Consider the following 26,128-nt stretch of genomic DNA (forward strand, 5'->3'; position numbering starts at 1 on the left):
CTGCATTTTATTTCATTATAAGCTGTCGTATAGTGAAATCAAAGATATAACTATTTACATGAGGTGAGATGAACGATGAAAAATGAAACCGTAGCAAGCGACATTACCGTCGTCGGCGGAGGTCTGGCAGGCGTCTGCGCGGCGATCGCCGCAGCACGGATGGGCCAGCAGGTAGCACTGGTGCAGAACCGGCCGGTGCTGGGCGGCAACTCCAGCAGCGAGGTGCGGGTCTGGGTCTGCGGCGCGACCGCCCATGGGGCCAACCGGTATGCCCGGGAGACAGGCGTCATGGGCGAGCTGTTCGTAGAGAATCAATACCGCAATATGGACGGCAATCCATACATCTGGGATCTGGTCGTGCTGGAGGCGGTACGCGCAGAGCCCAATATCCGGCTGTTCCTCAATACCGATGTCCACGAGGTGGAAGCGGATGGCCCCCGCGAGGATCGCATGATCCGCTCGATCACTGGCTGGATGATGGGCTCCGAGCGCCGGATCCGTTTTGAAAGCGCCATCTATCTGGACTGTACCGGCGATGGGCTGGTCGGCTTCCTCGCCGGTGCAGACTTCCGGATCGGACGCGAGGCCAGACATGAATACCAGGAGGATTGGGCGCCGGAAGTTGCGGATGACATCACCCTGGGCAGCACCATGCTGTTCTATACGAAGGACGCGGGTCACCCGGTCAAGTTCACGCCGCCTTCCTTTGCCAAGAACATCGCTGAGACGAGTATTCCGCTGAATCGGGTCATCCGCAGCGGAGACAACGGCTGCGCTTACTGGTGGATCGAATGGGGCGGCGAGCTGGACACCGTACATGACAACGAGCGGATCCGCGACGAGCTGTGGTCGGTCATCTACGGCATCTGGGATTACATCAAAAACTCCGGGCAATTTGATAGCGACAACATGACGCTGGAGTGGATCGGCTCGGTGCCCGGCAAACGCGAATACCGCCGGTTCGTCGGCGATTATGTATTGAACCAGCAGGACATCCTGAATCAGGAACCGTTCGAGGATCGCGTAGCGTTCGGCGGCTGGTCGATCGATCTGCATCCGCCGCAAGGCGTGTACGCGACCGAACGCGGCTCCAAGCATCTGTTCGCCGACGGGATCTATCATATCCCGTTCCGCTCACTTTACTCCGCCAATACCCGGAACCTAATGTTTGCCGGACGGGATATCAGCGCCAGCCATGTCGCCTTCGGCACGACCCGGGTCATGGCCACCTGCGCGGTCATCGGCGAGGCAGCCGGCAGCGGCGCCGCCCTGGCGGTCCGGCGAGGCGTCTCGCCGAGGGCGATCCACCGCGAGCACATGGCCGAGCTGCAGCAGCAGATGCTGCGCCAGGATGCGTCGATCATCGGCTTGCGCAGCGCCGACCCGGAGGATCTGATCCGTCAAGCCCAGGTTACCGCCTCCAGCACGCTATCCCGCTTCGCGGTCGAGGATGCGGACGGTACGCACGCGCTGGCGGAGGCGGACCTCGGTATCCTGCTGCCGGTCGCTCCCGAGCTGAAGCGCATCGAGCTGCTGATCGATGCCGCCGCGGATACAGAGCTGACCGTCTCGCTGTGGGATACAGGCCGTCCCGAGAACTATGTCCCTCACACCGAGATCGCACGGACGACGCTGCGGGTACCTGAAGGTGCCAGCCAATGGATCGAGGTGCCGCTGAGCTGGCAGCCGGAGAGCGAGCGGAACGGCTTCCTGATTCTCGCCGCCAACCCGCATATCAGCGTTCATACGGGTGGCCAGCAGTCGGGAATGCTGCTCTTCCTCCGGGGGGATGCGCCGCAGCTAGACCCGGATGCCGGGACACGGCCGCAGCCGCTGAAGGAATGGAGCATGAACGGCCTGCGCCGCAGGGCGGTCTGTCTGCGGGCTTACCCGGAGACGACCGCCTATGGGCCGGACCGTACCAGCGGCGGGTATCTCCGCCCGTACGGCGGTCCGCAGCTGTGGAGCTCAGAGCTGCTCGCAGACGGCGAGCCGGCATGGCTTCAATACGACTGGCGCTCGCCGGTCAGCCTACGTACGGTGCAGCTCGTGTTCAACGACGATGTCAATGAGGACCTGATCAATCTGCATCACCACCGCACGCCCTTTGAAGCGATCCCGGAGCTGGTGAAGGATTACCGGCTGGAAGTGCGGATCGGCGACGCCTGGGTAACGATCGCAGAGGTTACGGACAATTACAAGCGCAAGCGGAACCACACCCTGGCCGAGGAGGTCCGCGCCGACGCGCTCCGGCTGGTGATTGAGGCGACCAACGGCTGCCCGCGCGCCGAAGTCGTCGAAGTTCGCGCGTACGCTTAAAGAGCAACGCAGGTAGCCGTCGATGTTGCTATTGCTTAACCCGGCCGTGGTCAGCATTCAGGCGCGCACCCCCGCCACCCTGGCTTGCCCTTCACCTCCCGAGCGGCTGTACCGCTGTGTTTATAGACCCTTGGCCTAAAAAACCAAGGGTCTTTGGCGTACAGCCCTCCCGGTTTCGTCCTCCGGTTCGATGGAAGATGATGGATACCCTGGTATCCTTGTTCTATACTCCGACGCGGCTGGGCCCCTTGACGGGTAAAACTAAAGGTCAGTGCATTGGCTGCGCGGACTGTCCGTTGCGCACTGACTTGAGTACGGCTTGTGTAAAACGGCTTGCGTCGGACAATCCGATCGCATGGGATGGATCATAACGGATTCAGCTCCGGCCATGCCGCCCTTCAGTCACGAGACGCACGGTGTCTGGCGACACACGCTTCGCAGATACAAGCTTTGCCTGCCAGCTCTTCCGGCACCTGCTCTCGCAGTTCGCGGGGGACCGCCGTTCGGTAGCACCAGCAGTCCTCGATGGCCGTCCCTCTTAGCACACCGCACCTGTTGTCTCCGCCGCAAAGGGGGCAGCGGGCCTCCGCCGCAGTCTGCAGCAACCGGTCGACCTCGGCGATCCACCGTGCTGCCGGATCCGCCAGCACGGTTCGCCAACCGAGCGCGCGCGCCGGCGCGAGATTGCAGTCCTGATCATCGACGAAGATGACGAGGGCCGCAGACGGCAGCTTGCTCTGCACGCGATCGTAGATCCGGGGATCGGGCTTGCATACGCCCGCTTGACTGGATACGGTTAGCGAAGCAATCGTGTCGCCAATGGCAGACAGCGGCTCTTCCAGCCATTCATGCCGGTGATTGGTCAGCAGATGGACGTCCGCCGTCCGGCTCCACCTCGCGACTTCCCCAAGTGCCGGGAGCGGTTGGAGGTTCGCTTTTAGCGCCGTTTGCAGCAGCGCGGGATCGATGCCAGGCAGCACTCCGGTGAACCAGTGCCAGAATTCTTCTTCACTCATCCGGCCATGCCACAGCGCCTCTCGGGCTTCGGCCCGGAACCGCGCCTGCACATCAGCCCCGGATATACCCGCGGCTCCGGCTGCCGCCTTCCAAAGACCCGGAGACAGATTGGTGAGCAGCACGCCTGCGACATCCAGCACCAGCTGCGGTTTGGTCATGTTGACTTTTCCCCTCTCTGAATGCGTTACGTCCGAACGGCTGGAGGTCCCGCATACGGAAGAGGACACCCCCAGCCCGGGGATGCCCTCTCGATCGAGCACCCAGCCCGTCTTGGGACGCTGCTAAGGCCACTCTATCATCATGTGTCTTGCTGCGCAATGTCTTCCTCGACCTGGATTCCCCCGTCCGCCCCTTCGGTCAGACGCAGGAAGATCGGCCGCTCATCCGGCGTACGGTTCGGCGTATGAATCGTCAGCATCAGCTCACCGTCGAAGGTGCGAAACACCATGCCGTGCCCCCCGTCATTGCTGTACAGCGGCTCTTCGCCATGCTTCCAAGGGCCGGTTACGGTGCCGGATGCGGAGGTGGCGATGCCGAGCGCGTACCGGTTGTTGATGAAGCCTGCCCACAACATCTGGAGCTCGCCGCTCGGGGAGCGGAACAGATACGGCCCGTCGGTCACATAATTGTCCTGGTCCGGATACCGCGGCGCATGGAACGGCGTCGTCCACGGCGCTTCCGAAGCCCGGAACAGGACGACAGGCTCGGAGACCGCCTGCCGCAGATCGGCCGACAGGCGCATCGCGCAGATCTCACCGTCTGCGACCTGCTGCCACTCGTGGCAGAAGACCATCCACGGATCGCCCTGCTCGTCGATGTACAGACTGCCGTCGAGCGAGCTCCACGCCTTCGGCGTCACCGGCCCGTCGCTGTGCGGCTTGTACGGTCCCAACAGCTCTTCTGCGGCCAGAACCGCCGTACCGAGCAGATCGTTGTCCCGCCTGCGGAAGGTGGCGAACATGTAATAGCTGCCGTCATGCGCGTAAACTTCCGGTGCCCAGAAGTTCTTGTCGGCGAAGAAATCCTCGTCCGGCCGGAACACCTGATAAGGTCCCTCCCAGTGCTGCAGATCGTCGCCAACATAAGCGTCGAAGCCTGTGCCGGGTCCCCAGATGTTTTTGTCCGTGCTGCCGAACAAAAAATACCGCCTCGTTGCCAGATCCGGTACGACGAACGGGTCGCGGATCTGCACCTCTTGATTGGTTAGTTTGGCCATCTTTGCTTCATCCTTTCTATGGTGGACTGTATGCCGCCTGCTCGAGCGTCCCGCCCCATTTTTGCGGAATTCAAGTAACTTTTTACCCCTGGTTAGCGCACCCACCGGCTTTTCCCGCGATTCAAGTAACATTTTACCCCTCATTGGGCGCCCCGACCGACTTTGACCGGATTCAAGTAACTTTTTACCCCTGGTTGGCTCTTCGGCCTACTCCCGGGCACCCGCCAGCTAGGCGTTCACAAACGCCCTCTCCTACTCCGCCCTGCCCGCACCGCGCCAATGCCACGAAGACCACACGCAATCGATCAGCCCCCGCCTCAAGCGTAGGCCGGCGGCACCACGCCGATCTGCCGCTCCGCCTGGAGCGTCCCGCCGCGATACGCGAGCCAGTCGTTGCCCGCTGCGACAAACGGGAGCTCCCTGCCTCCGTAGAACACCGCGCCTTCGATGCTTCTGGCACTCATGCCGATCACGCCGAGGAGCGCGCCCGCCCGGTCGGTGACGATCCGCACGCCGTATGGGAACCGCATATGCAGCTCGCCGTCCCGGTAGATCGCGCAGCCCTCGCGGGTGTTGACCAGCTCATACTTCACACCGTCTGTGTCCCTGCTGTAAGCCGTCTCTCCGGCGACCGTCTCGCCGTGATCCATCGCATAGGGGATGAGGCCCGTAAACCACAGCTCGTCCTCCGCCGTCGGCAGAATGCCGCTCAGCCGCTCGACGAAATCGAGCAGACAGAGGATCGCCGGGGAATAGGTCTCGGTGAAGCCTTCCTGGCCGGTCCAAGGACTGAGCGTCTGCGCGAACCGCTCCGTATGCGCCATCGCCGAGAGGATCGGCTGGATCACCCAGGTCAGCTCGACATAGCGGTGATGCGTCTCGAACGCATGCGCCGTGCGGATCAGGCTGAGGAAGTTGGACGGACCAGCCCAGCTGTTGTAGCTGGAGCTCGGATCGAAGCGCGGATCATCCATAGCGATCGAGGTATACGGGTACTTGGCAAAAAACTTGCGCGTATTGAGCAGATACCGCCGCAGCGCCGCATCAAAAAACGCCCGGTCGCCGACCTCGCACGCCAGCACCCGCAGCAGCACGTCCGACTGCACCTTGACGTGCTGGTCATGGCGGTCGCGGTCATAGAAGAAATGGTCGTCTTCGTCAAAGCAATATCGGAACAAGCTTTGCAGCGACGCCTCGGCCTTGGTCCGCCACCCTGCGCCGCTCTCTCCCAGCTCCTCGGCCATCCGCGCCAGATAGAGACGCTGGCAGTACACATTGGCTGTCAGATCGGGAGCGAGGAACGGCAGCATGGGCGAGTCGGGGTCAACTTGCGTTGCGTCGCCTTGATGCGGCGTATCCGGCACATGCCAGAAGCGCGGCGACAGATCGTGCCCCGTATCAAACGTACAGAACGCTTCGACGCAGCCTGTGCCGCGCGTATCGCGGTACTCTGCCAGCCACGCGTCGTAACGTGCCATCGCCTCGTACATCGTGCGCAGGAATGTTTTGTCCCGGCCATGCAGCGCATAATGCCGCCACACGCTGCGGGCAAGCGGCGTCACCAGCTGGATCTGGCGGTAGGCCGGACCTTGCTCGGTCACTTTGTAGGGGAACATGCCGTCCTCCCGCTGATGCTTTGCAAACGAAAGGTACGTCGCCTCGGAGACCTCCGGGACGAACCGCGAGAGCAGCTCGGCATTGATCGTGCCTGTACTCTCCAGCCAGCACCCGAGGTAGATGCCGCCTTCATGCAGGATCGGTTCGCCTCCCCCTGTCGGTACGATGCAGTCCAACAGCTTTCTTACGGCCAGCTCCCAGACGCTCTCAAGCTTGCCTGCGGCCGCTGCAAACTGCACGCCCGTCGCTGCGAATCGACGGAGCACCGCCTCGTCTCCCGGTTTGCCCAGCTCGCCTACACGTGTCTGCAGGTCCGCCTCCCGCAGTCTGCTCAGCAATGAATCATTCATCCGCTACACCCTCTCCTGGTTTTGTTGCTTGTACCGATCATGACATAAGCCCTGCCAGTACGCCAGTCTTGATCGGCATAGCAGGACAATATCCGGGCGTCTGCCGGCGTTAGCATGTACACCGTCCCCGCAGGTCTGGCTTCACACCACTCATCACTCGTACCGCCCCTGTCAGGGTTGCACACCCTTGGACTCTGGCTTCTCGGCAACGACCGCTTCAATCGCGCAGCTTGCTCCCAACTGCAACCGCTATTCATGCCAACAGGCTGCCGGGGCACGGCAGCCTGTTGGGCCTTGCTATCCTATCCTCTTGCTTGCGGCCGGATTACTGCGCTTGGATGTTGCTGTTGAAGATGCGTACGGTGCCGCTGTAGAAGTCCGCTACTGCCTGCTCGACATTTTTGCGTCCGAACCCGATCTCCTGTACCGACTTCTCCGCCAGCGTCGTGAACTCGGTGTTGCCCGGCATGTTGTAGCTGACGTTGAACGGCTCGGTCTTCGTCGCTTCGGAGACGCGGCTCGTATAATCATAGACGATCTGCTGCACTTCGTCGGTCTCCTTCTCCAGCAGCGCACGGTTCTGGGCCGTCACCGGCACGCCGCGGTCGTTGCCGAGGATCTTGGCGGCTTCCGGATCGTTGATGAAGAAATTGATCAGCATCGCTACTTCCTCCGGATGCTCGGTCTTGGCGTAACCGGAGAGGCCTTGGCTCGATTCGAAGACGACACCGGTCCCCTTCTCGCCTCTCGGCACTTGGACCATCGTCAATTTGTCTTCGGTCAGACTTTGATGCGCGGCCAACTGGTTGGACGGGATCAGACCCATCGCGACCTGACCGGTGACGATGAGCGATTTGCTCGTGTCGCCCTGCGGATGCGAGACGGCCAGCTCAGGGGTGACGATGCCGCCGCCCTGTGCGGTTTCTTCCCAATATTGGAACCAGTTGACGATATCCGCTTCCTCAAAGCCCAACTGGTTGTTCTCCATGTCATAGAGCTGCTTGCCGTGTTGCTTCAGGTAGATGTCCATGCCTTCCACTGTGAAGTTGTAGCTGCCATAGACGCCGTCCAGCTTGCCTGCGATCTCGTTGCTGATGCGCGCATAGTCTTCCCAGTTCCAGCCGTCCTCCGGCAGCGGCATCCCCGCTTCCTCGAACAGCCGCTCGTTCAGCACGATGCCTCTCGCATTGGCGCCCGCAGAGATATGAACCAGCTTGCCGCCAAGGTCGCCATACTCGATCATGGCCTCGTCCATGTCGGAGAGATCCAGTTGGTTGCCTACATAGGGTTCGAGGTCGAGCAGTACGCCTTTGGTCGCGTAGTCGACGACGTTGCCGCCGAGGAAAAATACATCCGCCGCCGTACCCGACGCCAGCTGCGTATTGAGCTTGTCGAAGTAGCCAGTAGCCGGCGAGAACTCGCCGATGATACGGATATTCGGGTGCTTCTCCTGGAACAGCTGCAGCACTTGGTTGGTGATGTCGGCGCGTTTCTGGTCGCCCCACCACATGATGCGGAGCTCGACCTCTGCGTCTTCGCTGCCTGCCGGCGGTGTGGTCGTTCCGCCTTGTGCTTCATTGCCCGGCGTGTTGCCGCCTCCCGCGCCGGGACTGCTCGTGCCCCCGGAACAAGCGGTTACGAATGTCAGTACCATGATCAGCGCTACCATCAGCATCCGTTTTTTCATCGTTTTTTTCTCCCCCATACAAGTAGTTGTCCTGCTTGCTTACACTTGCTATGTTAAGCCAATCCCCCAGCCGGATGAATGCGATTCCTTCGGCTGTTGATTCGTTATTTTTTCGGATAAAAAGTTCGGTGAACACTAGACCTGCGTGGAGCGGATCGCGCTTCCGTTTATTTTAACCCGGTGGTCGCGATCCCTTCCAGGAAATAACGCTGGAAGATCATAAAGATCAGCGAGATCGGCACCAGCGACAAGGTCGACATGGCCAGCAGCGCGCCCCAATCCGACGAGCCCGACGGGTCAAACAGCGAACGGATCCCCAGCTGTACGGTGAACAGGCGGACATCGCTCAGGTAGATCATCTGGCTGAAGAAATCGTCCCAGCTCCAGATGAAGGTGAAGATCGCCGTCGTGATCAGCGCGGGCAGCAGCAGCGGCAGGATGATGCGCCAATAGATCTGCGATTGGCCGCAGCCGTCGATCGTCGCGCTCTCGTCCAGCTCCCGCGGGATGCCGCGGATGAACTGCACCATCAGCAGGATGAAAAAGGAGTCCGTGGCCAGCCATTTCGGCAGCACCAGCGGGTAATACGTGTTGATCCACGACAGCTCGTTGAAGATGATATACTGCGGGATCAGTGTGACGTGATACGGCAGCATGATCGTCACCAGCATCATCGCGAACAGCAGGCTCTTGAGCCGGAAGTTGAGCCGGCCAAAGGCAAAGGCCGCGAGCGAGCAGGTGATGACATTGCCCAGTACGCTGAGTACCGAGATGACCGCCGAATTCAGGAAAAACGTCCCGAAGGAGATGCCCGACAGCCCGCGCCAGCCGTTGATGTAATTATCCAGCGTGAACGTCGAAGGCCATAGTCCCGGCTGCGAGAAGATCTGCGTGTTGGGCTTGAACGAGCTGCTGATCAGCCAGAGGACCGGATAGAGCATGAGCAGCCCGAAGCCGATGATCAGCAGATGCTTGAGACCCTTGGTGTAGATAAGCTTGGCTTGCATCAGTGATTACCTCCCATCCTTGCTGTCCCCGTAGAAGACCCAGAACTTCGAGGTGAGGAACAAGATTGCCGTGAAGCCGCCGATGATCAGCAGCATCATCCAGGCGAGCGCTGCGGCATACCCCATGTTGAAGTAAGAGAAGCCTTGCAGGTACAGATAGAGCGTGTAGAACATCGTCGCATCAAGCGGCCCGCCGCGTCCGTCGCCGATCACGAAGGCCGGGGTGAACACCTGGAATGAATTGATCATGCTCATGATCAGGTTGAAGAAAATGACCGGCGTCAGCATCGGCAGCGTGATCTTGAAAAACTGCCCGATCTTGCCGGCGCCGTCCATCTGAGCAGCCTCGTACAGATCGCCGGGGACCTGCTTCAGACCGGCCAGGAAGATGACCATCGCCGAGCCGAACTGCCAGATCGAGAGCGTAACGATCGTGTAGACGATATAGTCCGGATGTGAGATCCAGGATGGGCCGGTGATGCCGAAAAAGCTGAGCAGCTTGTTGACGGCGCCGCCGCCGTCAAAGATCTGCCGCCAGACGATGGCGATCGCGACGCTGCCGCCAAGCAGCGACGGGATGTAATAGACTGTGCGGTAGATGCCGAGGGCGCGAATGCCCTTGTTGAGCGCCATTGCCACGAACAGGGCAAATGCGAGGCGCAGCGGCACGGACAGGAACACGTAGGTGAAGGTCAGCCACAGCGAGCCGCTAAACGTGCTGTCTTCCGTAAAAATCTGCCGGAAGTTGTCTAATCCAATCCACGTTGGCGGACTCAGCAGATCGTACTTGGTCATCGAGAGGTAGAGCGAGCCCAGCATCGGTCCGGCAGTCAAGCCGAGAAAACCGATCAGCCAAGGCAGCAGGAACAGATAAGCGGTTCGGTTGTGCTGAGTGATTTTGAGCCGTTTGGCGGCGCGCATAGCAGGCCTCCTCCTCTGGTTGCAGCATGTGATTGATTCCATCTTACCGGGGAGGCAGCTGGTGATGAATCGCATTTCTTCGGGAGTTGGCTATTAATTTTTTCGGATGGGGGGTAGAAGGCGTGGCGCAGGAGAAAACGGGATGGTATGGTAGAGCAAAACGAAATGGCGCAAGGAACGACGAGATGGTATGGTATAGCAAAACGGAGCGGGAAGGAAGTGCTGGAGAACATGTCCTATCAGTTGACCCAGGCACAGCAGGCGGCACTGGATCACATCACGGACTATGCGCTCGGTCGGGAGTCTGCTGCTCAGCAGGTGCTGGCGGAGATCCGGGCGATGTGCGATATCTCGGACGGGGATTATCGGGAGGCGGTGTTGTCGCTCAAGCGGCATGCCCGGATTGCGCTGCATTTCCACCCGGACCGGTTGGTTCACACAGGGGTCACGGTAGCTGAGTCGCTGCTGGCGCAGGGAATGTACACCAACCAGTTCGAGAGCGGCATCTCGAACGGCAGTGTCACCGCCTATCCCGGCGGCCAGCGTGATCTGTGGGAGCGGCAGTTGTTTGGCGGTGCTTATCACAGCGAGGTTAGAAGCGGCGGGAGCAGCGAGTCCCGGAGCGGCGGGAGCGAGTTTAGGAGTGGCGAGTCTGGGGACAGTGGAAGGCTTGGGAGTGGCGGTGGTGAGTCCGATGAGAGCGGCGGGGTTGGGAGTGACGAGTCCGATGAGAGCGGCGATCTTAGGGATCGTGATAGCGGGTTTGATGGCAGCGAGCGCCCCAAGTATGGCGCGCTCGACCTGATGCTGCATCCAGATGGACCTTCGCCGCGCTTCGGCTCGTGTTATCTGCTGCTGAAGCCGTCCGTCTCGGAGCGCGCCACCTTCACCTACCTCGACTCGCACCAGCTGCCGGAAGAGAAGTGCACGTACCGTGCTTTTGACGGCATGATGGCCGCGATCCTGCGGGATGCGTTTCTCGCCGACTTTGCGGTTGGCGAGCGCAACCTGACACCGCCCCGCTTGATCGCGCATCTGCGGGAGCGTCTGGCGGCTCCCGTGGCTGAGCGTTTGCGCGGCCAGCCCGCGCGCAATCTCAATCATTATGTCGAAGCCCAGGTGCATGGCTCGGTATCCTTGGCTGAGGACGCCGAGGCGCTGGTCGCGGATCCTTCGTTCCGAGGCACGCCGGCTGGCGCGGCGCTGGAGCAGCTCTGCCAGTCATACCGGCTGGCGCTGCATTGGCACAGCGGCTTCGCCATGGACGCCGCAGAGGTGCCGCCGGACTTCCGCGGACGGGCGATGCCTTCACTCGCCGCGCGCATCGCCGAGGGCGGCCGCGTCGATGCCGCCCGGATCGGCGCTGCGGCCGTCGATGTCCGGCGCCACCCCGAGCGCTGGCAGGACCGCGGCGAGCCGGCCCAGGTGCTGCAGGAGCTCAAGCTGCTCTGGCATGTGCTGGTGCGGTTTGGGGAGCAAGCCTCCGGCTAGCCCGACGTCACGCTTGCGGAAATCCAAGTAACATTTTACCCCTGGTTGGGCGCCTCGTCCCTCACACAAGCCCATCCAACTGCCGTTCGGCAGTTATTTCGGCGCGCACGCCCCACACGGGCGCATCCAACTGCCGTTCGGCAGTTATTTCGGCGTTCATGCCCCATACAAGCCCATCCAACTGCCGTTCGGCAGTTATTTCGGCGCGCACGCCCCACACGGGCGCATCCAACTGCCATTCGGCAGTTATTTCGGCGTTCATGCCCCACACAAGCCCATCCAACTGCCACTCGGCAGTTATTTCGGCGCTCGCGCCCCATGTGAGCGAATCCATCTGCCGTTCGGCAGTTATTCCGGTGCACACGCCCCTCGCGAGCTCATCCAACTGCCATTTGGCAGTTATTTCGGCGCTCGCGCCCCATGCGGGCGCATCCAACTGCCGTTCGGCAGTTATTCCGGTGCACACGCCCCATGCGAGCTTATCCAACTGCCGTTCGGCAGTTATTTCGGCGCTCACGGCCCTCGCCAGCTTATCCGACTGCCGTTCGGCAGTTAGTTCGGCGCTCGCGCCCCATGCGAGCTCATCCAACTGCCATTCGGCAGTTATTTCGGCGCTCACGGCCCTCGCCAACTTATCCGACTGCCATTCGGCAGTTACTCCGGCTGTTCCGGCGCACTACACCGCGCGCGGGCCCGTGCCGACGACGATCTCGCTCACTTCCCCTGCCCGCTGCGATACTCTGACGGTGAGACGCCGTACACCTTCTTGAATTTGGCGCTAAAGTAGCTGGCATTGGAGAAGCCGGTGAACTCGGCGATGTCCCAGAGGCTGAGCGTCGTCTCCTTGAGCAGCCTCACCGCCTCTGCCATTCTCACATCAGTCAGGTACTGGATGAAGGTGCGGCCCACCTTGGCTTTGAAGAACTCGGAGAAATACGACGGGTGATAGTTGAACCGCTCGGCGATCATCGTCAGGTTCAGATCGTAGCGATAGTTCTCCTCGATAAACTGCTTGGCCGCTTCGATCACGCTCTGATCGGCATCGCCGGCGCTCTCGGCTGCGCGGTCCGCAAGCTTGGCTGCCATCTCCAGCAGATAGGCTTCCGCCTTGGCCACAGTGTCCATGCCAAGTGCCAGCTCCGGACGCAGCCACAGCTGCTCCCGGCTATTCAACCCCAGCTGTGCATCGGCTGCGGCACTCTCCAATAGCAAGGACAGCTGGAAGATCATCTTCACAAATCCCGCACGCGACGCGGCATATGCCTCCTCCAGCGCCTCCCTCATCGCGCCCTGGAAGGCGGGCAGCTCGCCCCGCGAGAGGTAGCGTCGCATCACCTTCACCGTCTCCTCCGGAATCAACACCGCTGCCTGGCCAGCCGCCGACTGCTCCTCGTTGGCAAGGTTGCTCCCGGCCATGTTCCAGGCGATGAGCGCTGACAGATAACCGTCCTTCCACTCTCCAAAACCATTAACCGGCTCACCGAAACCGACGCTGGTCTCCAGCCGCGCAAGCCTTCTGATCTCGGCCTGCAGCAACGCAGCGACCCTTCCGGCTGCCTCTGCAGTCCCGCGGCATACGAGATGCATCAGTCCCGGATAGCTCGCATCCCGAAATACCTCCAGCTTTGGACAGCTCGCATCCCGGAACACCTCCAGCTGAGCCGTATTACTGCCACCCGTCTGCACCTCTCCCTCTCCCCGACGTTCGACAAACTCGCGGCAGAGCAACTCCAAGGCCAATCGGAACTGTTCGGGCGTCCTCGCTCGGGCATCCTCTCCCGAAGCGCCGCCAGACGCCATACCGACTGTCAGGAAGCGCACCTCCGCCTCGCCCCACGACTCCAGTCGGAATCGCCCCGCATGCTCCTGGATGGACTGGGCATGCGCATGCGCCAGCTCGCCCCGGACCAGCTGGACGATGAAATGCTCCTTCATCTCCTTGTAGTAGCGCGAGAGCTGCCATTGCAGGGCCGAAGCTTCGTCCCGGCTGCTGCGCTCCCCGTCCAGCTCCTGCTTGATCCGCTGCAGCGCCGAAGTCAGCTCATCCCGGGTAACAGGCTTGAGCAGGTAATCGCGCACGCGGTTGCGGATCGCGGCATGGGCATACTGGAAGTCTTCATAGCCCGTGATGACGATCAGCCGCAGCTCCGGATGCTGCTCCCGGCAATAGTCGAGGAAGGACAAGCCGTCCACGACCGGCATGTTCATATCCGTGATCACAATATCGATCGGCTCCCGCTCCAGCCATTCGGCTGCTTCGCCGCCATGTCCAGCCTCGCCGGCGACATGCAGCCCGATCCCCTCCCAGTTCACCTTGAGCCGCAGACCTTGACGGATCTCCGGCTCATCATCGACGATCAATACGCGGTACATCCCGCTCCACCTCCTGTGCCGGCAAGCTCAGCTCGATCCGGGTGCCCCCATCCAGTCCGGGACCCCAGTGCATCTCGAACTGGTCGCCGTAATATAATCTGCAGCGCGCCAGGACATTGCCGAGGCCGATCTGGCCGGTCCGATTGTCCAGCATCGTCTCCACCTGCACAGACGCCAGCTGCTGCCGGAGCTGCTCGCCCACCTCGTAAGGGATGCCCGGACCATTGTCGCTCACGATCAGGCACAGCCTGCCCTCACGCCGGCTGATATCGATATGCACCCGCGCCTGCGCCTGCTCCCGGAAGCTGTACTTGACCGCATTCTCGATCAGCGGCTGCAGGATAAACTTGATGACTCTGATCCGCTCCAGCTCGCCGTCCTGCGTCAGCCGGATTTCCAGCCGCTCCCCGAAGCGCACCTGCAGGATCGTCATATAATCCCGCACATACCGCAGTTCCTCTTCCAGCATGACGAGGTCGTCGCTGAACTTCAGGGAAAAGCGCATCATCTTGCCGAGCGACTCGATCACCTCCACCGTATCCTCGGTACGGCGCTGCATCGCCAGACTGCTCATCAGCTCCAGCGTGTTGAAGAGGAAATGCGGATTGATCTGCATGAGCAGCGCCTTGTATTCGGCCTGCTGACGCAGCAGCTTCAGCTCAAACTCGGTCTTGATATGCTGGCGCAGCTGCCCGACCATCGTCCGGAAGGTGGACGTCGCAAAGCCGATCTCGCTGGCCATCGTCTGCCGCGGCTCCGGGAGCCGCTGCTCGGCGCTGTCGAAGTCGCCCCGCTGCACCTGCCGCATCGCCAGCACCAGTCGCGAGAGCGGCTTGGTCACGCCATGGGACAACCAGACGGCCAGCAGCACCGCCACGACGAGCAGGATCGAAGCAAAGACGACGATACTGTTGCGCAGCTTGAACAGCGGTGCATACAGATCCTCCTCAGTGACGAAGCCGACGAGCGTCCAGTTGGTGCGGGGGAGTTTTTTGAAGACGATGATATCACCCATCCCCTGCCCGTCCTCCCGGTAGATGACGCCGCTGCGGCTCCCCCCGCTGCGGATCTCCTTGAGCGCTTCCCCCGTTCCGGGATAATCTCCGAACGTCGATTGCCCCAGTACCGGCTGCCCGCGGTCATCCAGCAGATAGATCGTACCACTCTCCCCCAGATGGATGCGGCTGAGCGGACGCAGGAAATAGTCTGCGCTTACATTCACCTTCATGACGCTCTTGGCCAGTGTCGGTTCAAACGTACCGATCGGCATCAGCATGCTGACGACGGGGTGCGGATTATTGCGCATCAGCTCAGCCTCGTCTGTGTGCGCCGACATCCAGTGCCGCCCTTGGGCAAAAAAGTCGATGTACCACGACTGCTGCATGTAGTCCGTCTCCTGGACGATCGCCTGCTCGGCGCCCACCCATACGCCTTCCTGGCGGTAGATCGCCACATTGGAGACGCTGGAGTAGCTATTGGTCGTCCGGGTGAGAAAAGCGCTCATCTCGATATGGGCGAACATCTTGTCCCCGGCACTGGCCTCCGGGTCGGATACCTTGTTGTCCCAGATCCGGGTCTGCTCGCTGTTGAAGACGATCGAGGCCAGGTCGTACACCTGGGTCTGCACCATGCTGACGTAGGAGCCATACTCCTCCATCTTCTCCAAGGCGGAGGACTCGATATACGAGCGGATGATGGTACGCGCCTCGTTGAACAGCACTACGGACAACGTCCCGAAGGTGAGGACGAAGAGCAGGATGAAGACGGCGATCAGCCGGCTTTTGAGTGAATAGAACATATTATGACTCCTCCCGTAGGCTTGGGCAAATGAGGGGCTGCGAGGGCGGGATGACCAGCCATGCGTGCGTGCTTCACTTACAAGAGAGCATAGCCAGCCGATGTATCGCCGTCAACTAGGAAAATATTAGGAGGTGTGTCATAATAAGAGCCGGACTGTCTGGTCTTGCTGCGGGCTGCGTCCTGCGACATCCTCTGCCACTATTCTTGCACCAAGAGAGGTATATGATGAAAATCAACCTGAAATTAACCCTTATCGGCCTCACTCTATTGCTGATTCCGCTTGCCACAAGCTGTAGCCACTCAAGCAACGAAATCAGTGATGCACCTGCATTCATCACAATTCTCCAAGATTCGCCCCATACCGGCACCTTCAAGGATCTCCACCTTGGAGAATTGCTCTATTACAACCTCAATCTTACAGAAGCCGACAAAAGCTGGATTGAGTTCTACGCAGAGAGCTATGAAGACGGCGAGCTTGCCGACCCGCCGCGGATGATGGAGCTGTCCACCGGCCTTTTCCTGGAACCGGAGCATGAAGGGCCATTCGGATGGTCCGTCCTCTTCCCGAATAGCGATGCTGCAGCCATGTTGATGTTTTTGGGAGATGTGTTCGCATCTAACGATGCGGATCAGTCGATGTTTTCTCTGCCCGAAGGGGGGATCTCCACGTGGAATCAAGCTTACGCTCCTGGAGATACCGTACCATTGCATTATGGGGAAACTTTAGTCTTGGCTGCTTACCGGGTGAACGAGAGGAGTCTCCACCCCTACAATCTGCAAGATTCCGCAGAGTTGGAGCGCATGATTCAAGAGGAGAAAAAGGTATATTTGCTTAAAATCAACCTGGAAGAAAACCCTCCCGACCACTAATGTTCTACAATCAGGAAGGTAATTTACTACGAGGAACGGTCCACCTTGATCCACGACAACATTCGTCACCAATCTGGTCCAAATGGGGAAATATGATCTTATTCAACCTTCATCTTGATCCTCCATACCGAACAATAAATATCAAATTTCTACCATTAGATACTAATAATTGACTTAGTGGAATTTTCGATCTAGAAATCTTTACGGCCTTCCTGTACTATGAATAGTGGAACTAATGTTCGCCATCATAAAAACGGAGGTGAACTCCGATCACCTTTCAATTCAAAGCCAATGACTATCCCGAGCTGCCCGGCTGCTACCTGATGCGCGACAGCGAAGGGACGATTATCTATATCGGCAAGGCCAAGCACCTGCGCAACCGGCTGCGCTCGTACTTCCATACCCGACACACGCGCAAGCGCCTGATCCAGCTGGTCAGCGAGATCGCCTCGATCGAGGTGATGATCGTCAATAACGAAGCCGAGAGTCTGATCCTGGAGAATAATCTGATCAAGATTCACAAGCCAGCCTACAACCGGGCACTGAAAAAAGACAACAGCGGCTATGCCTATCTGCAAATGACGGACGAGCCGCTGCCCCGGATCGACGTGCTGTACCGCGACCGCCGCGAGCCTGCCGATCGTCCAGCTGACGCCAGAACTACAGGATCCCCTTACGGGGATAACCCGCACCGGTTCGGCCCGTACTACAGCTCCCGCTTCCGCAATGCCGTACTCGCCTTTATCACGGACCACTATCGGCTGCGCAGCTGCACCACACTGCCCAAGCGGGCCTGTCTTCTCTATCATATCCATAAATGCAGCGGCGTCTGCGAGGGACACATCTCCCCGGAAGCCTACCGCGACACGGCCCGCCAGGCCACGCAGCTCCTGACGAGCAAGGACGGCCAACTGCTCGAAGCGATGCGGGAGAAGATGGCAGAGTATGCCGAGCGGATGGAATATGAAAGGGCAGGCAATATGCTCACGCACATCCGTATCCTGGAGCAGCTGCCAGCCAAGCAGATCGTCGACCGCGAGCTCGGCACGATCCAGGAGGTGCTGTACTTCGGCAAGCGCGAAGTGCTGATCGCCAGAGTGCAGGAGGGCATGCTGCGGTCGTTTGCGCTGCACCCCTATGCCGGATCGGCGGGGGAGTATGCCCCGGACCTATTCCTGCTCAGTCACTATCGCGAGAGCGGACCGGACGAGCTGATCGTCAGCCAGGCAGCCGACGCGGCCGCAGTTCAGTCTGCCCTCCGCCGGTCCGGCCGCAAGGGTATCCGTGTGACGGTGCCCCGGCGGGGACTCAAAGCCGAGCTGCTCAAGCTGTGTGAGCAGAACTATCGTTACCGCTGCGAGAGCGGCAAGACAGTAACGCATGTCCAGTCTGCTTCGGACTCCGTCTAAACCGCTTGAACTTAGAGAATTGACCATCGGATCGCTAACCCGGTTCCCGGTCGATCCGCGGCCTAGGTCTCTATCGTCCTTTGAGAAGGCGCCTGACTCGTCTATGACGAGCAGGTGCTTTTTTTTGCGGTGATTACCAAGCGGAAGTATAATCTCACACAAAGTACATTGACACACATAGTAATATGCGGCATAATGCTTTTACAGGAGGTGGACGGCTCACCATGACAGAGCAGGGAATCAGCAGCGAGCTGATCCGGGGACATATCGATACGATCATCCTCCGGTTCCTCAGCGAGGGAGACAATTATGGCTATGAGATTATCAAAGCGATCGCCCTGGCAAGCGAGGGGCAATATGAGCTGAAGGAGCCTTCGCTCTATACCAGTCTGAAGCGGCTGGAGACAGGCGGCCTGATCTCGTCTTACTGGGGCGACCAGAGCCAGGGCGGCAGGCGCAAGTATTATCGGATTACTGCCGCCGGCGAAGCCGCGTATCGTAAAGCCGTAGCCGACTGGCATCACGCCAGCCGGTTGATCGGGAAGTTGATAGAAAGGAGTACAGCAGCTGATGAGTAACTTGAAGCAACATGTCGATGAGCTGTTCCGGGGCTACCGGGAGAGTGATAGGGTACGGGAGTTAAAGGAGGAGATCCTGGGCAACCTGGAAGCCAAAGCTGCTGACCTGGAAGCCCAGGGCATACCTGCGGATGAAGCCCGGCGCCAAGCGGCCGCAAGTCTGACCAGTATCGACGGCCTAATGGATGACCATGTCCGGATTGCCGTTAAGCCATTCCAACTGGAGCTGGCTCACTGGATACTGTTTTATCTGCTGACCGCCTGGATCTTCACGATTCCGGCGCGGGCCGTAGGGGCCGGGATGCTTGCTCAATCGTGTCTGATTGTCAGCATTGTCGGGGTCGGGATCTGGTATCTGCTGCTGCGCCGCAGCGTCAGTCATGGCGGGTCGGATAGTTGGCGTACTGTACGAACCGTCAAGGTCGCGCGGGTGGTGCGGATCCTCTGGATTCTATGGGGCGTGTACATCATCGTCTCGTGGCTCAACACCTCGGCGCTGCACTTTGGCAGCAACCTCTGGTTCGGAAGACCTGTGAGGATCGATGGACCGTACCAGTTCGCCTCCCTCCTATACCGCTATATGCTGCCAGCGCTCAGCATCGTCATCCCGCTGACTGGCACGACAGCGCTGCGACTTCTGCATCGCCATGAGAGGAGTGAGCAGCCATGAAGCCCCGTATCTCGATCCTTCTGGCTCTGCTTGTCCTGGGTGCAGGGATGTTCGTCTATATGGAGGCGGGCTATCTCCCCCGCCAGGCGGCGCAGCAGGAGCGTTACCGGGCCGAGCAGCTCGATCCGCTGACCCATCATCTGGATGAGGTGCTGCCCTATCGGCATCTGTACATGGGCAACGCAGGCAATCTGACCCAGCTGTTTGGCCATCTGCCGCTGCAAGACTTGGCTTTTACATTTCAGCTGTACCCCGACGAGCTGACAGCGGTACTTCGATTTGAATCAGCAGCGACCGATACCGCACAGCTCCATCTGCAGCGCTCACTGATCTATAATTCGACCGCCGCTATCGCCCTGATCGGCAATCTCGAGGTCATCCGGTATCAATTTACTGATGTGAACTATGAGATCAGCCGCTCCGATATCGGCGAGCAGTATGGTGCGATCTCTACCTTGCTCGATCCGGCAGCCTGGCGGACGTCCGTCCAGGAGCCGCTCCGCGATCCGGATTACGTACAGGACGTTTGGGACGCCAGATTTACCGAAGTTGCGAGTTGACCGGCATGAGGCCGCGATTCGAGATGAAGCAAGCAGACGGCATTCTGCTTGCTTTTTTATATGTTTCAGCGTCTGCAGGACCTTCATGATAAGCCATTGACATTCATCACAAACAGGAGTAAAGTACATTACATGTTAATTGTTTAGGTCTAAAATATATCCTCTTAAATGATTGGGATATAAATGATTGAGCACTCATATATAAGAGTAATTACTTTGGAGACAGGAGGCGGACTGATGTCCCAGACCGAGCAGTCGCTCGAGTTGTTTCAATTGTTCAAGACGCTCATCCGCAAGGCAAATGACGCCTGGAACCGGGGCAGCCCGGATTCATTTACGATCAGCCAGTACCGGATGCTGCATCTGCTGGCTGCCCATGGCAAACTTAAGGTAGCCGATCTCGCCGATCTGCTGTCCGTCACACCCGGTGCTGTGACGGGGATGGCCGACCGCATGATCCGATACGGACTCATCTCGCGCTTTCGTGACGAGGTTGATCGTCGTGTCGTCTATCTTGAGATTAAGGAAGAGGGCCTCTTGCGCAAAGAGGAGCTCGGAGCGCGGTATAATGAGCTTTATGCGCGTATTTTTGAACAAATACCAGATGAAGACAAGGCACATCTGTTTCGCATTTTTAACCATATGCATGAGTTGATCGAAACGACAAATAAGGAGTAGGTTATCATCGAACATTTATCCCAACGACAAAAAGTGCTGATCATGATCGCCATCATGGCGGCCATGTTCTTTGCAGCGATCAATCAGACAATCGTCAGTACGGCGATGCCCCGGATCGCTTCCCTGCTCAACGGCATGGACCTGTATACGTGGGTCATCACCATCTATATGCTGACTTCTACCATCGCCACTGTGCTGGTCGGCAAGCTCTCGGATATCTACGGCCGCAAGCCGTTTCTATTGCTGGGCATCATCTTCTTCATGATCGGCGCCTTCCTGTGCGGCACGGCCGGTACGATCGGCCAGATGATCCTCTACCGGGGGATCCAGGGCGTCGGCGGCGGGATTATCATGGCGACCGCTATTACGGCGATCGGCGACTTGTTCGCCCCCCGGGAGCGTGCCAAGTGGACAGGAATGATGATGGCCATCTTCGGCTTCTCCAGCGTCCTGGGCCCTACGCTCGGCGGCTGGATGGTCGATCATATGAACTGGGAATGGATCTTCTGGATCTTCCTGCCGATCGGCTTCATCGCCTTCGCGATGATCTGGCGGCTGTTCCCGAAACCGCAACGCAACTACAACGAGAAAGTGGACTATCTCGGCTCCCTGTTCCTGACGACAGCCATCATCCCGCTGCTGTTAGGTTTTACTTGGGCCGGTACCCAATATGCATGGCTCTCCTGGCAGATCATCGGCCTGTTCGCGGCCTGTCTGGTCAGCATCTTCCTCTTTGTATTAGTAGAGCGCAAGGTGCAGAGTCCTGTACTGCCGCTGTCCCTGTTCAGCAACTCGGTCGTCACGATCTCCAATATTGCCGGCTTCCTGATGGGCGCAGGCATGCTGGGCGCCTTGATCTATCTGCCATTCTTCGTGCAGGGCGTCGAAGGCATCTCGCCTACGTACTCCGGCTATGTGACGATGCCGATGTCGATTGCCATGATCGTCCTGAGCGCCCTGACCGGCCGCTGGATGACCAAGTCGGGCAAGTACAAGCGCTTCGCCTTGCTGGGCATGGCGATCATGACGGTGGGGATGGTCATCATGGCGTATATGGACAATATTCCTGTCGCCATCGTCAGTATGATCGTCTTCGGGATCGGACTGGGATTGGGGATGCCCGTCTTCACACTGGCCGCCCAAAATGCGGTCTCGCCGAGCGAGCTGGGCGTCGTCACCGCCTCTTCCCAGCTGTTCCGCAACCTCGGCAGTACGATCGGCATTGCGGTCATGGGCTCGATCATGATCTCGCGGATGGCGCATAATATCAGCGCCGCCATGAGCAATGCCGGCGCGAGCAACCCGGCCGCAGCTGACCCGGAAGTGATGCAGCAGCTGCAACCGTTTATGGACCCGCAGCTGCTCACCAATCAACCGGAGCTGGAGCGTCTGACGGCTTCATTGCCCGATGAGCTGCAATCGGTCGCGATGCAGATGGTCGGCATGATGCGGGGCGCGCTCAGCGACGCGCTGACCACGGTCTTCCTCACGGGAGCCGGATTGCTCGTCGTCGCGTTCATCCTCGTCGTCTTCATGCGCGAGATCCCGCTCCGCAGCTCTGATGCTCCTTCGGCTGAGAGCGGAGGCGAGCGCGAGAGCAGCGGCAGCGTATCGGCCCGACCTTCCATAAATGAGATGTAAGCCTTCAAGCGAGGGAGCTGCTCCCCATGTCATTAAGTTTTCTATCTTAATGACATGGGGCTGCTCCCTCGCCTTTTTTTGCCTGCGGCCTCTGCTCTGACGGCTTCCGCCGAGTTTACAACAACAAAAACCCCATCCAAGCTGCTTCATGTGAAGTGGAACCGTTTAATCATCTATAGATGTTTGGGGAACCTTACTATAAAAAAGGAGTGGATAGACATGGGCAGCGAAAAACGAGTCGAAGGCAAAGTAGCCGTCATCACCGGCGGCGGATCCGGGATCGGCAAAGGCGCCGCACTGAAGCTGGCAGAGCAAGGCGCCATCGTCTGTATGCTGGACCGGACGCTGGACAACGCCAATGAGGTAAAGTCTCAGATCGAAGCAGCCGGCGGTACAGCCGACGTATACGAGACCGATGTCGCCAAGCCCGAGATGGTCGAGAAAGCCATGCAAGCGGTTGTGGACAAGCACGGCCGCATCGACATCGTCTTCGCCAATGCCGGGATCAACGGCACCTGGGCGCCGATCGAAGAGCTCACGGTCGACGATTGGGATCAGACCTTGGGCATTAATCTGAAGGGAACGTTCCTGACCGTGAAGTACGCCGTCCCATTCCTGAAGGAGAACGGCGGCGGCAGCATCATCATCACCAGCTCCGTCAACGGCAACCGGATCTTCTCCAACACAGGCGCAACGGCTTACAGCTCAAGCAAAGCCGGCCAGGTCGCCTTTATGAAGATGATCGCCCTGGAGCTGGCGCCGTCCAAGATTCGCGTCAATGCCGTCTGTCCGGGAGCCATCGACACCAACATCGACGACAACACCAACATCTCGCCGTCGCTGGAGAAGGTCAAGATGCCGATCGAATATCCGAAGGGCAGCCAGCCGCTCGAGTTCAAGTCCGGCACGATCGAGCAGTGCGGAGACCTGGTGCTCTTCCTCGCATCCGAGGAATCAAGCCATATCTCCGGCGTCGATATCTACATCGACGGGGCCGAGTCTTTGATGCGGGGATAAACGGGAATAGACCACCTGCGTGTTGTTAGGGCTAGCCCTAGCTCGCGCAGGTGGTTTTTAGATTCTTTGATTCAGATTAAAACGACCCGAAGGAATGGCCAGTTAGTCAGCCCGGCTTGCGATGCCGTACATCAACAAGTCTATCGTCTGATCAATCTCTTGGTCTTCATCGAACGGGAAGTCCGGTATGATGAGTACATGTGTCAGGATGAGGCCGATCATGACACTGGCCCCCACGCGCACAAGCCGCCATGACGGAGCCTCCACCAGTTGGCCCTCTTTCTGGAAATGAGCGATAGCTTTCTGAACCCGTTGGAATACAATCTCTGATGCGAGATTTCGTACCTGAGCCATTAACTCAGGCTGAAAGGGCACCTCGTGTATTAGAATTTTAATGATATTCGTGTTCTCGCGCACAAATTTGATCCTGTCTTTGACAAGCGCTCTGAAAAATGTGTCCGCCCGATCGTAGGGCATATCAATCGTCTTGGCAAAATCCCGCATTAGAAAAGGCGTCACGAGCTTGATCATAATAGGTCCGGCGATGGATAACAGCAGATCCTTTTTGGTCTTGTAATGCCGGAAGATCGTTCCTTCAGCAACGCCGGCCCGTTGTGCGATTTCGCTCGTTGAAGTGGCATTGAAGCCTTTTTCCGCAAAAATTTCCGTAGCCGCTTCTAAGATTCTGATCTGTTTCTCCGTCTTTTTCTCTGTATCCTCTTCCGTCATCCGGATCAGGTCCTCCAGCCACTGTTCCCTCTTGCTCGACATAGAGGCCTCTCCCCCTTCAAGTTCAGATGCTTCTTCCATCTAGAAGTGTGGTGAAAATTAGGCCTGCGTTGTGCGGATCGTCCTTCCGATCGCTGTGGTTCCCAGAATTCTTGAATCATAACCTCTGGTTGAGGTTGAATTCCGGGAACCAAGGCGAGCGCTCCGCTTCTCCAGGACAATTCCGCCCCACTTCCGGCACTTTTTCACCAATCTTCTAGACCAGCGTACTATATTTTGCGATGTTTTCGCAAGGCGACGACGTTGGCTGCCATGAAAGCAAAGGACAGACCGGCCAGTACATAAACGTCTGTGGCAATGGAGTGCCACCCGCCGCCTCGAATCATCACGTCCTTTAAAGCATCGGCCCCATATTTAAGCGGTGTAATATGAGCAATCCAGCGCAGCCACGGGGACATGCTATCCAGATCAAACAACCCGGAGAAAAACACCTGCGGCACGATCACTAACGGAATGAACTGGATCATCTGAAATTCCGATTGGGCAAATGCGGACAGAAAGGTACCAAAGCTCAGCGCGGTGAGCGACAATAACAGCATGATTAAAAGCACATATCCGAAGGAGCCCGTCATCATGCTGCCGAGACCATATATGGTATAACCGGCAATCAACACCGACTGCAGGCCGGTAAAGATGCCAAAGCCCGCCATATAGCCAACAACAATTTCCCAGCGGCGCAGCGGAGTAGCAAGCAACCGTTCCAACGTCCCGCTCGTTCGCTCACGCAGGAAAGAAACACCCGCGATCAGAAATACGAAGAAGAAAGCGAACAAACCGATAAATACGGGACTCAGGGTGTCGAAGGAAGACAAATCAGCGCCCCCATGCAAATATTCGAAAGTGATCGCTTGCCCCGCGCTGGCCGATTCCCCTTGCCATGCTTTCTGGATCAACAGCATGACCGCCCGGCTTTTGGCGGGATCGCTGCCCTCCAGTGTGATATGGGGCCCGCCGTCCTGGAAACGGATGATGGCGTCGATCTCCTGATTGGCGAGCGCCTCCTCCGCCTCATCGTCCATCTGAAGGAGCGTCACTTGCGATTCGGCTTGCTCTAAGCGGTCTACCAAAGGAGCCGGCAGCTGCAGCGCCCCGATTTTCGGCTGATAAGCCTCTCCATTAAATACAAGATACATGAGGGACAAAACAAGCAGCGGGGCAATGATCAATAAAGCCAACGTACGTTTATCGTGAATGAACTGGCGGATGATACGTACAATCAGAGCTCGCACTCTCATACCCGTGCACCTCCATAAAACAAGAAGGCTTCCTCGATTGTCAAGCTTCCGGTCTCCTGCTTCAACTTATCGGGCGAACCAACGGCAATCAGATGACCATCCCGGACCATGCCGAGCCGATGGCATTTGTCCGCTTCGTCCATGACATGGGTGGTCACAATAATCGTCGTGCCCTGCCTGCTGAGGTTATCGAATTCGCGCCATATCGATTGGCGGAGCACCGGATCAATCCCGACGGTAGGCTCGTCGAGGATCAGAACTTCGGGCTCATGCATCAAGGCAATCGCTAGCGACAAGCGGCGTTTCATGCCTCCGGAAAAGGTGCCGACGGGTTGATTTAAGTGACGGGTCAAATCCACGAGCTCCATAACGTTGTCGATCCGCCGCTTCATCTCCGCACCCTTTAACCCAAACAGTGCGCCGAAGAACATCAGATTCTCCTTTGCTGTCAGTTCGCTATACATTGCGTCGGATTGGGCCATGTAGCCGATGCACTGCATCATGGAGAGCTTAGGCATTCGCGTGCCCAACACCTCGATTTCTCCACTTGTGGCTTCGTCGATGCCGGCGATTAATTTCACGAATGTCGTTTTGCCGGAGCCTCACGGGCCAAGCAGCCCGAATATTTCTTTTCTCCGCACAGCCAAGCTGATTCCGTGCAGAACCTCCAGGCCGCCGAATGTACGTGTAACTCCTCTCGTTTGTACACAGATTTCATTGTTAATAGTCATCCGAATACCCTCCCTATAATGAAAAAAGTGAGTACTTACTCATTTATGAATTAAATATACTTCATTTCTATTCGCATTTCAAGTGAGTAATCACTTTTATTTAAGGCAATATAGGTGATTTTGATTTCAAAACCAAATATAATGATAACTGG

At 58.5% G+C, this 26,128-nt stretch carries 21 protein-coding genes and 1 pseudogene; 10 read left to right on the plus strand and 12 right to left on the minus strand.

Features of this window, described 5'->3' with window-relative positions; translation table 11 throughout:
* The first annotated feature begins 75 nt into the window (after positions 1 to 75).
* The gene (locus tag ABC336_RS09325) at positions 76 to 2,319 is read left to right on the plus strand and encodes an FAD-dependent oxidoreductase (RefSeq protein ID WP_413238402.1); all 2,244 of its coding nucleotides are present in this window, start codon (positions 76 to 78) and stop codon (positions 2,317 to 2,319) included.
* A gap of 398 nt (positions 2,320 to 2,717) precedes the next feature.
* Here ABC336_RS09325 and ABC336_RS09330 read toward each other — a convergent pair whose 3' ends face one another.
* From ABC336_RS09330 to ABC336_RS09355, 6 genes are all read right to left on the minus strand, one after another.
* A complete protein-coding gene (locus ABC336_RS09330; RefSeq protein WP_413238403.1) occupies positions 2,718 to 3,494 on the minus strand; it encodes a cysteine-rich CWC family protein in 777 nt (258 codons plus the stop codon).
* Between the two features lie 140 nt (positions 3,495 to 3,634).
* Positions 3,635 to 4,552, minus strand: coding sequence for a glycoside hydrolase family 43 protein (locus tag ABC336_RS09335; RefSeq protein ID WP_413238404.1), 918 nt, complete (start codon positions 4,550 to 4,552; stop codon positions 3,635 to 3,637).
* Between the two features lie 317 nt (positions 4,553 to 4,869).
* Positions 4,870 to 6,519: an MGH1-like glycoside hydrolase domain-containing protein gene (locus tag ABC336_RS09340; protein WP_413238405.1), complete on the minus strand. Its 1,650-nt coding sequence runs from the start codon at positions 6,517 to 6,519 to the stop codon at positions 4,870 to 4,872.
* 325 nt (positions 6,520 to 6,844) lie between these two features.
* Positions 6,845 to 8,206 (minus strand): ABC transporter substrate-binding protein, encoded by a 1,362-nt coding sequence (locus ABC336_RS09345; protein ID WP_413238406.1) that lies wholly within the window; start codon positions 8,204 to 8,206, stop codon positions 6,845 to 6,847.
* Between the two features lie 167 nt (positions 8,207 to 8,373).
* Positions 8,374 to 9,213, minus strand: a complete 840-nt coding sequence (locus tag ABC336_RS09350) for a carbohydrate ABC transporter permease (protein ID WP_413238407.1) — start codon at positions 9,211 to 9,213, stop codon at positions 8,374 to 8,376.
* Between the two features lie 6 nt (positions 9,214 to 9,219).
* A complete protein-coding gene (locus tag ABC336_RS09355; RefSeq protein WP_413238408.1) occupies positions 9,220 to 10,134 on the minus strand; it encodes a carbohydrate ABC transporter permease in 915 nt (304 codons plus the stop codon).
* 147 nt (positions 10,135 to 10,281) lie between these two features.
* On the opposite strand from ABC336_RS09355, the gene ABC336_RS09360 reads away from it, so the two are divergent.
* Positions 10,282 to 11,625, plus strand: a complete 1,344-nt coding sequence (locus tag ABC336_RS09360; RefSeq protein ID WP_413238409.1) for a DUF3626 domain-containing protein — start codon at positions 10,282 to 10,284, stop codon at positions 11,623 to 11,625.
* Between the two features lie 61 nt (positions 11,626 to 11,686).
* Here the strand turns inward: ABC336_RS09360 and ABC336_RS09365 are convergent, their stop codons facing one another.
* From ABC336_RS09365 to ABC336_RS09375, 3 genes are all read right to left on the minus strand, one after another.
* The gene (locus ABC336_RS09365) at positions 11,687 to 12,244 is read right to left on the minus strand and encodes a hypothetical protein (RefSeq protein ID WP_413238410.1); all 558 of its coding nucleotides are present in this window, start codon (positions 12,242 to 12,244) and stop codon (positions 11,687 to 11,689) included.
* Positions 12,245 to 12,339: 95 nt separating this feature from the next.
* Positions 12,340 to 13,998, minus strand: a complete 1,659-nt coding sequence (locus ABC336_RS09370) for a response regulator transcription factor (RefSeq protein WP_413238411.1) — start codon at positions 13,996 to 13,998, stop codon at positions 12,340 to 12,342.
* Positions 13,973 to 15,796, minus strand: a complete 1,824-nt coding sequence (locus tag ABC336_RS09375; RefSeq protein WP_413238412.1) for a cache domain-containing sensor histidine kinase — start codon at positions 15,794 to 15,796, stop codon at positions 13,973 to 13,975. Before ABC336_RS09375 ends, ABC336_RS09370 begins: the two co-directional genes overlap by 26 nt.
* Before the next feature lie 224 nt (positions 15,797 to 16,020).
* Here ABC336_RS09375 and ABC336_RS09380 point away from each other — a divergent pair, with 224 nt between their 5' ends.
* The 8 genes from ABC336_RS09380 (at position 16,021) to ABC336_RS09415 (ending at position 23,221) form a co-directional block, all read left to right on the plus strand.
* Positions 16,021 to 16,668, plus strand: a complete 648-nt coding sequence (locus ABC336_RS09380; protein ID WP_413238413.1) for a hypothetical protein — start codon at positions 16,021 to 16,023, stop codon at positions 16,666 to 16,668.
* Positions 16,669 to 16,991: 323 nt separating this feature from the next.
* Complete coding sequence (locus tag ABC336_RS09385) at positions 16,992 to 18,077, plus strand: GIY-YIG nuclease family protein (protein ID WP_413238414.1); 1,086 nt, start codon at positions 16,992 to 16,994, stop codon at positions 18,075 to 18,077.
* A gap of 224 nt (positions 18,078 to 18,301) precedes the next feature.
* Entirely contained in the window at positions 18,302 to 18,655 is a 354-nt protein-coding gene (locus ABC336_RS09390; RefSeq protein WP_413238415.1) for a PadR family transcriptional regulator, read from the plus strand.
* Complete coding sequence (locus tag ABC336_RS09395) at positions 18,648 to 19,325, plus strand: permease prefix domain 1-containing protein (RefSeq protein ID WP_413238416.1); 678 nt, start codon at positions 18,648 to 18,650, stop codon at positions 19,323 to 19,325. The genes ABC336_RS09390 and ABC336_RS09395 overlap by 8 nt, the downstream gene beginning before the upstream one ends.
* A complete protein-coding gene (locus ABC336_RS09400) occupies positions 19,322 to 19,885 on the plus strand; it encodes a DUF4825 domain-containing protein (RefSeq protein WP_413238417.1) in 564 nt (187 codons plus the stop codon). The genes ABC336_RS09395 and ABC336_RS09400 overlap by 4 nt, the downstream gene beginning before the upstream one ends.
* 237 nt (positions 19,886 to 20,122) lie before the next feature.
* Complete coding sequence (locus tag ABC336_RS09405; RefSeq protein WP_413238418.1) at positions 20,123 to 20,563, plus strand: MarR family winged helix-turn-helix transcriptional regulator; 441 nt, start codon at positions 20,123 to 20,125, stop codon at positions 20,561 to 20,563.
* Positions 20,564 to 20,569: 6 nt separating this feature from the next.
* Positions 20,570 to 22,204: an MDR family MFS transporter gene (locus ABC336_RS09410; RefSeq protein ID WP_459564710.1), complete on the plus strand. Its 1,635-nt coding sequence runs from the start codon at positions 20,570 to 20,572 to the stop codon at positions 22,202 to 22,204.
* Positions 22,205 to 22,423: 219 nt separating this feature from the next.
* Entirely contained in the window at positions 22,424 to 23,221 is a 798-nt protein-coding gene (locus ABC336_RS09415) for an SDR family oxidoreductase (RefSeq protein WP_413238420.1), read from the plus strand.
* Positions 23,222 to 23,323: 102 nt separating this feature from the next.
* Here ABC336_RS09415 and ABC336_RS09420 read toward each other — a convergent pair whose 3' ends face one another.
* The 3 genes and pseudogenes from ABC336_RS09420 to ABC336_RS09430 form a co-directional block, all read right to left on the minus strand.
* On the minus strand, positions 23,324 to 23,950 hold the full coding sequence (locus ABC336_RS09420) for a TetR/AcrR family transcriptional regulator (protein WP_413238421.1): 627 nt from the start codon (positions 23,948 to 23,950) through the stop codon (positions 23,324 to 23,326).
* A 269-nt stretch (positions 23,951 to 24,219) separates the two neighbouring features.
* Entirely contained in the window at positions 24,220 to 25,245 is a 1,026-nt protein-coding gene (locus tag ABC336_RS09425) for an ABC transporter permease (protein WP_413238422.1), read from the minus strand.
* A pseudogene (locus ABC336_RS09430) lies at positions 25,242 to 25,976 on the minus strand (ABC transporter ATP-binding protein). The gene ABC336_RS09425 and the pseudogene ABC336_RS09430 overlap by 4 nt, the downstream one beginning before the upstream one ends.
* Between the last annotated feature and the right edge of the window lie 152 nt (positions 25,977 to 26,128).

This window comes from Paenibacillus jepli (assembly GCF_047238105.1).
Lineage (GTDB): Bacteria > Bacillota > Bacilli > Paenibacillales > Paenibacillaceae > Paenibacillus_D.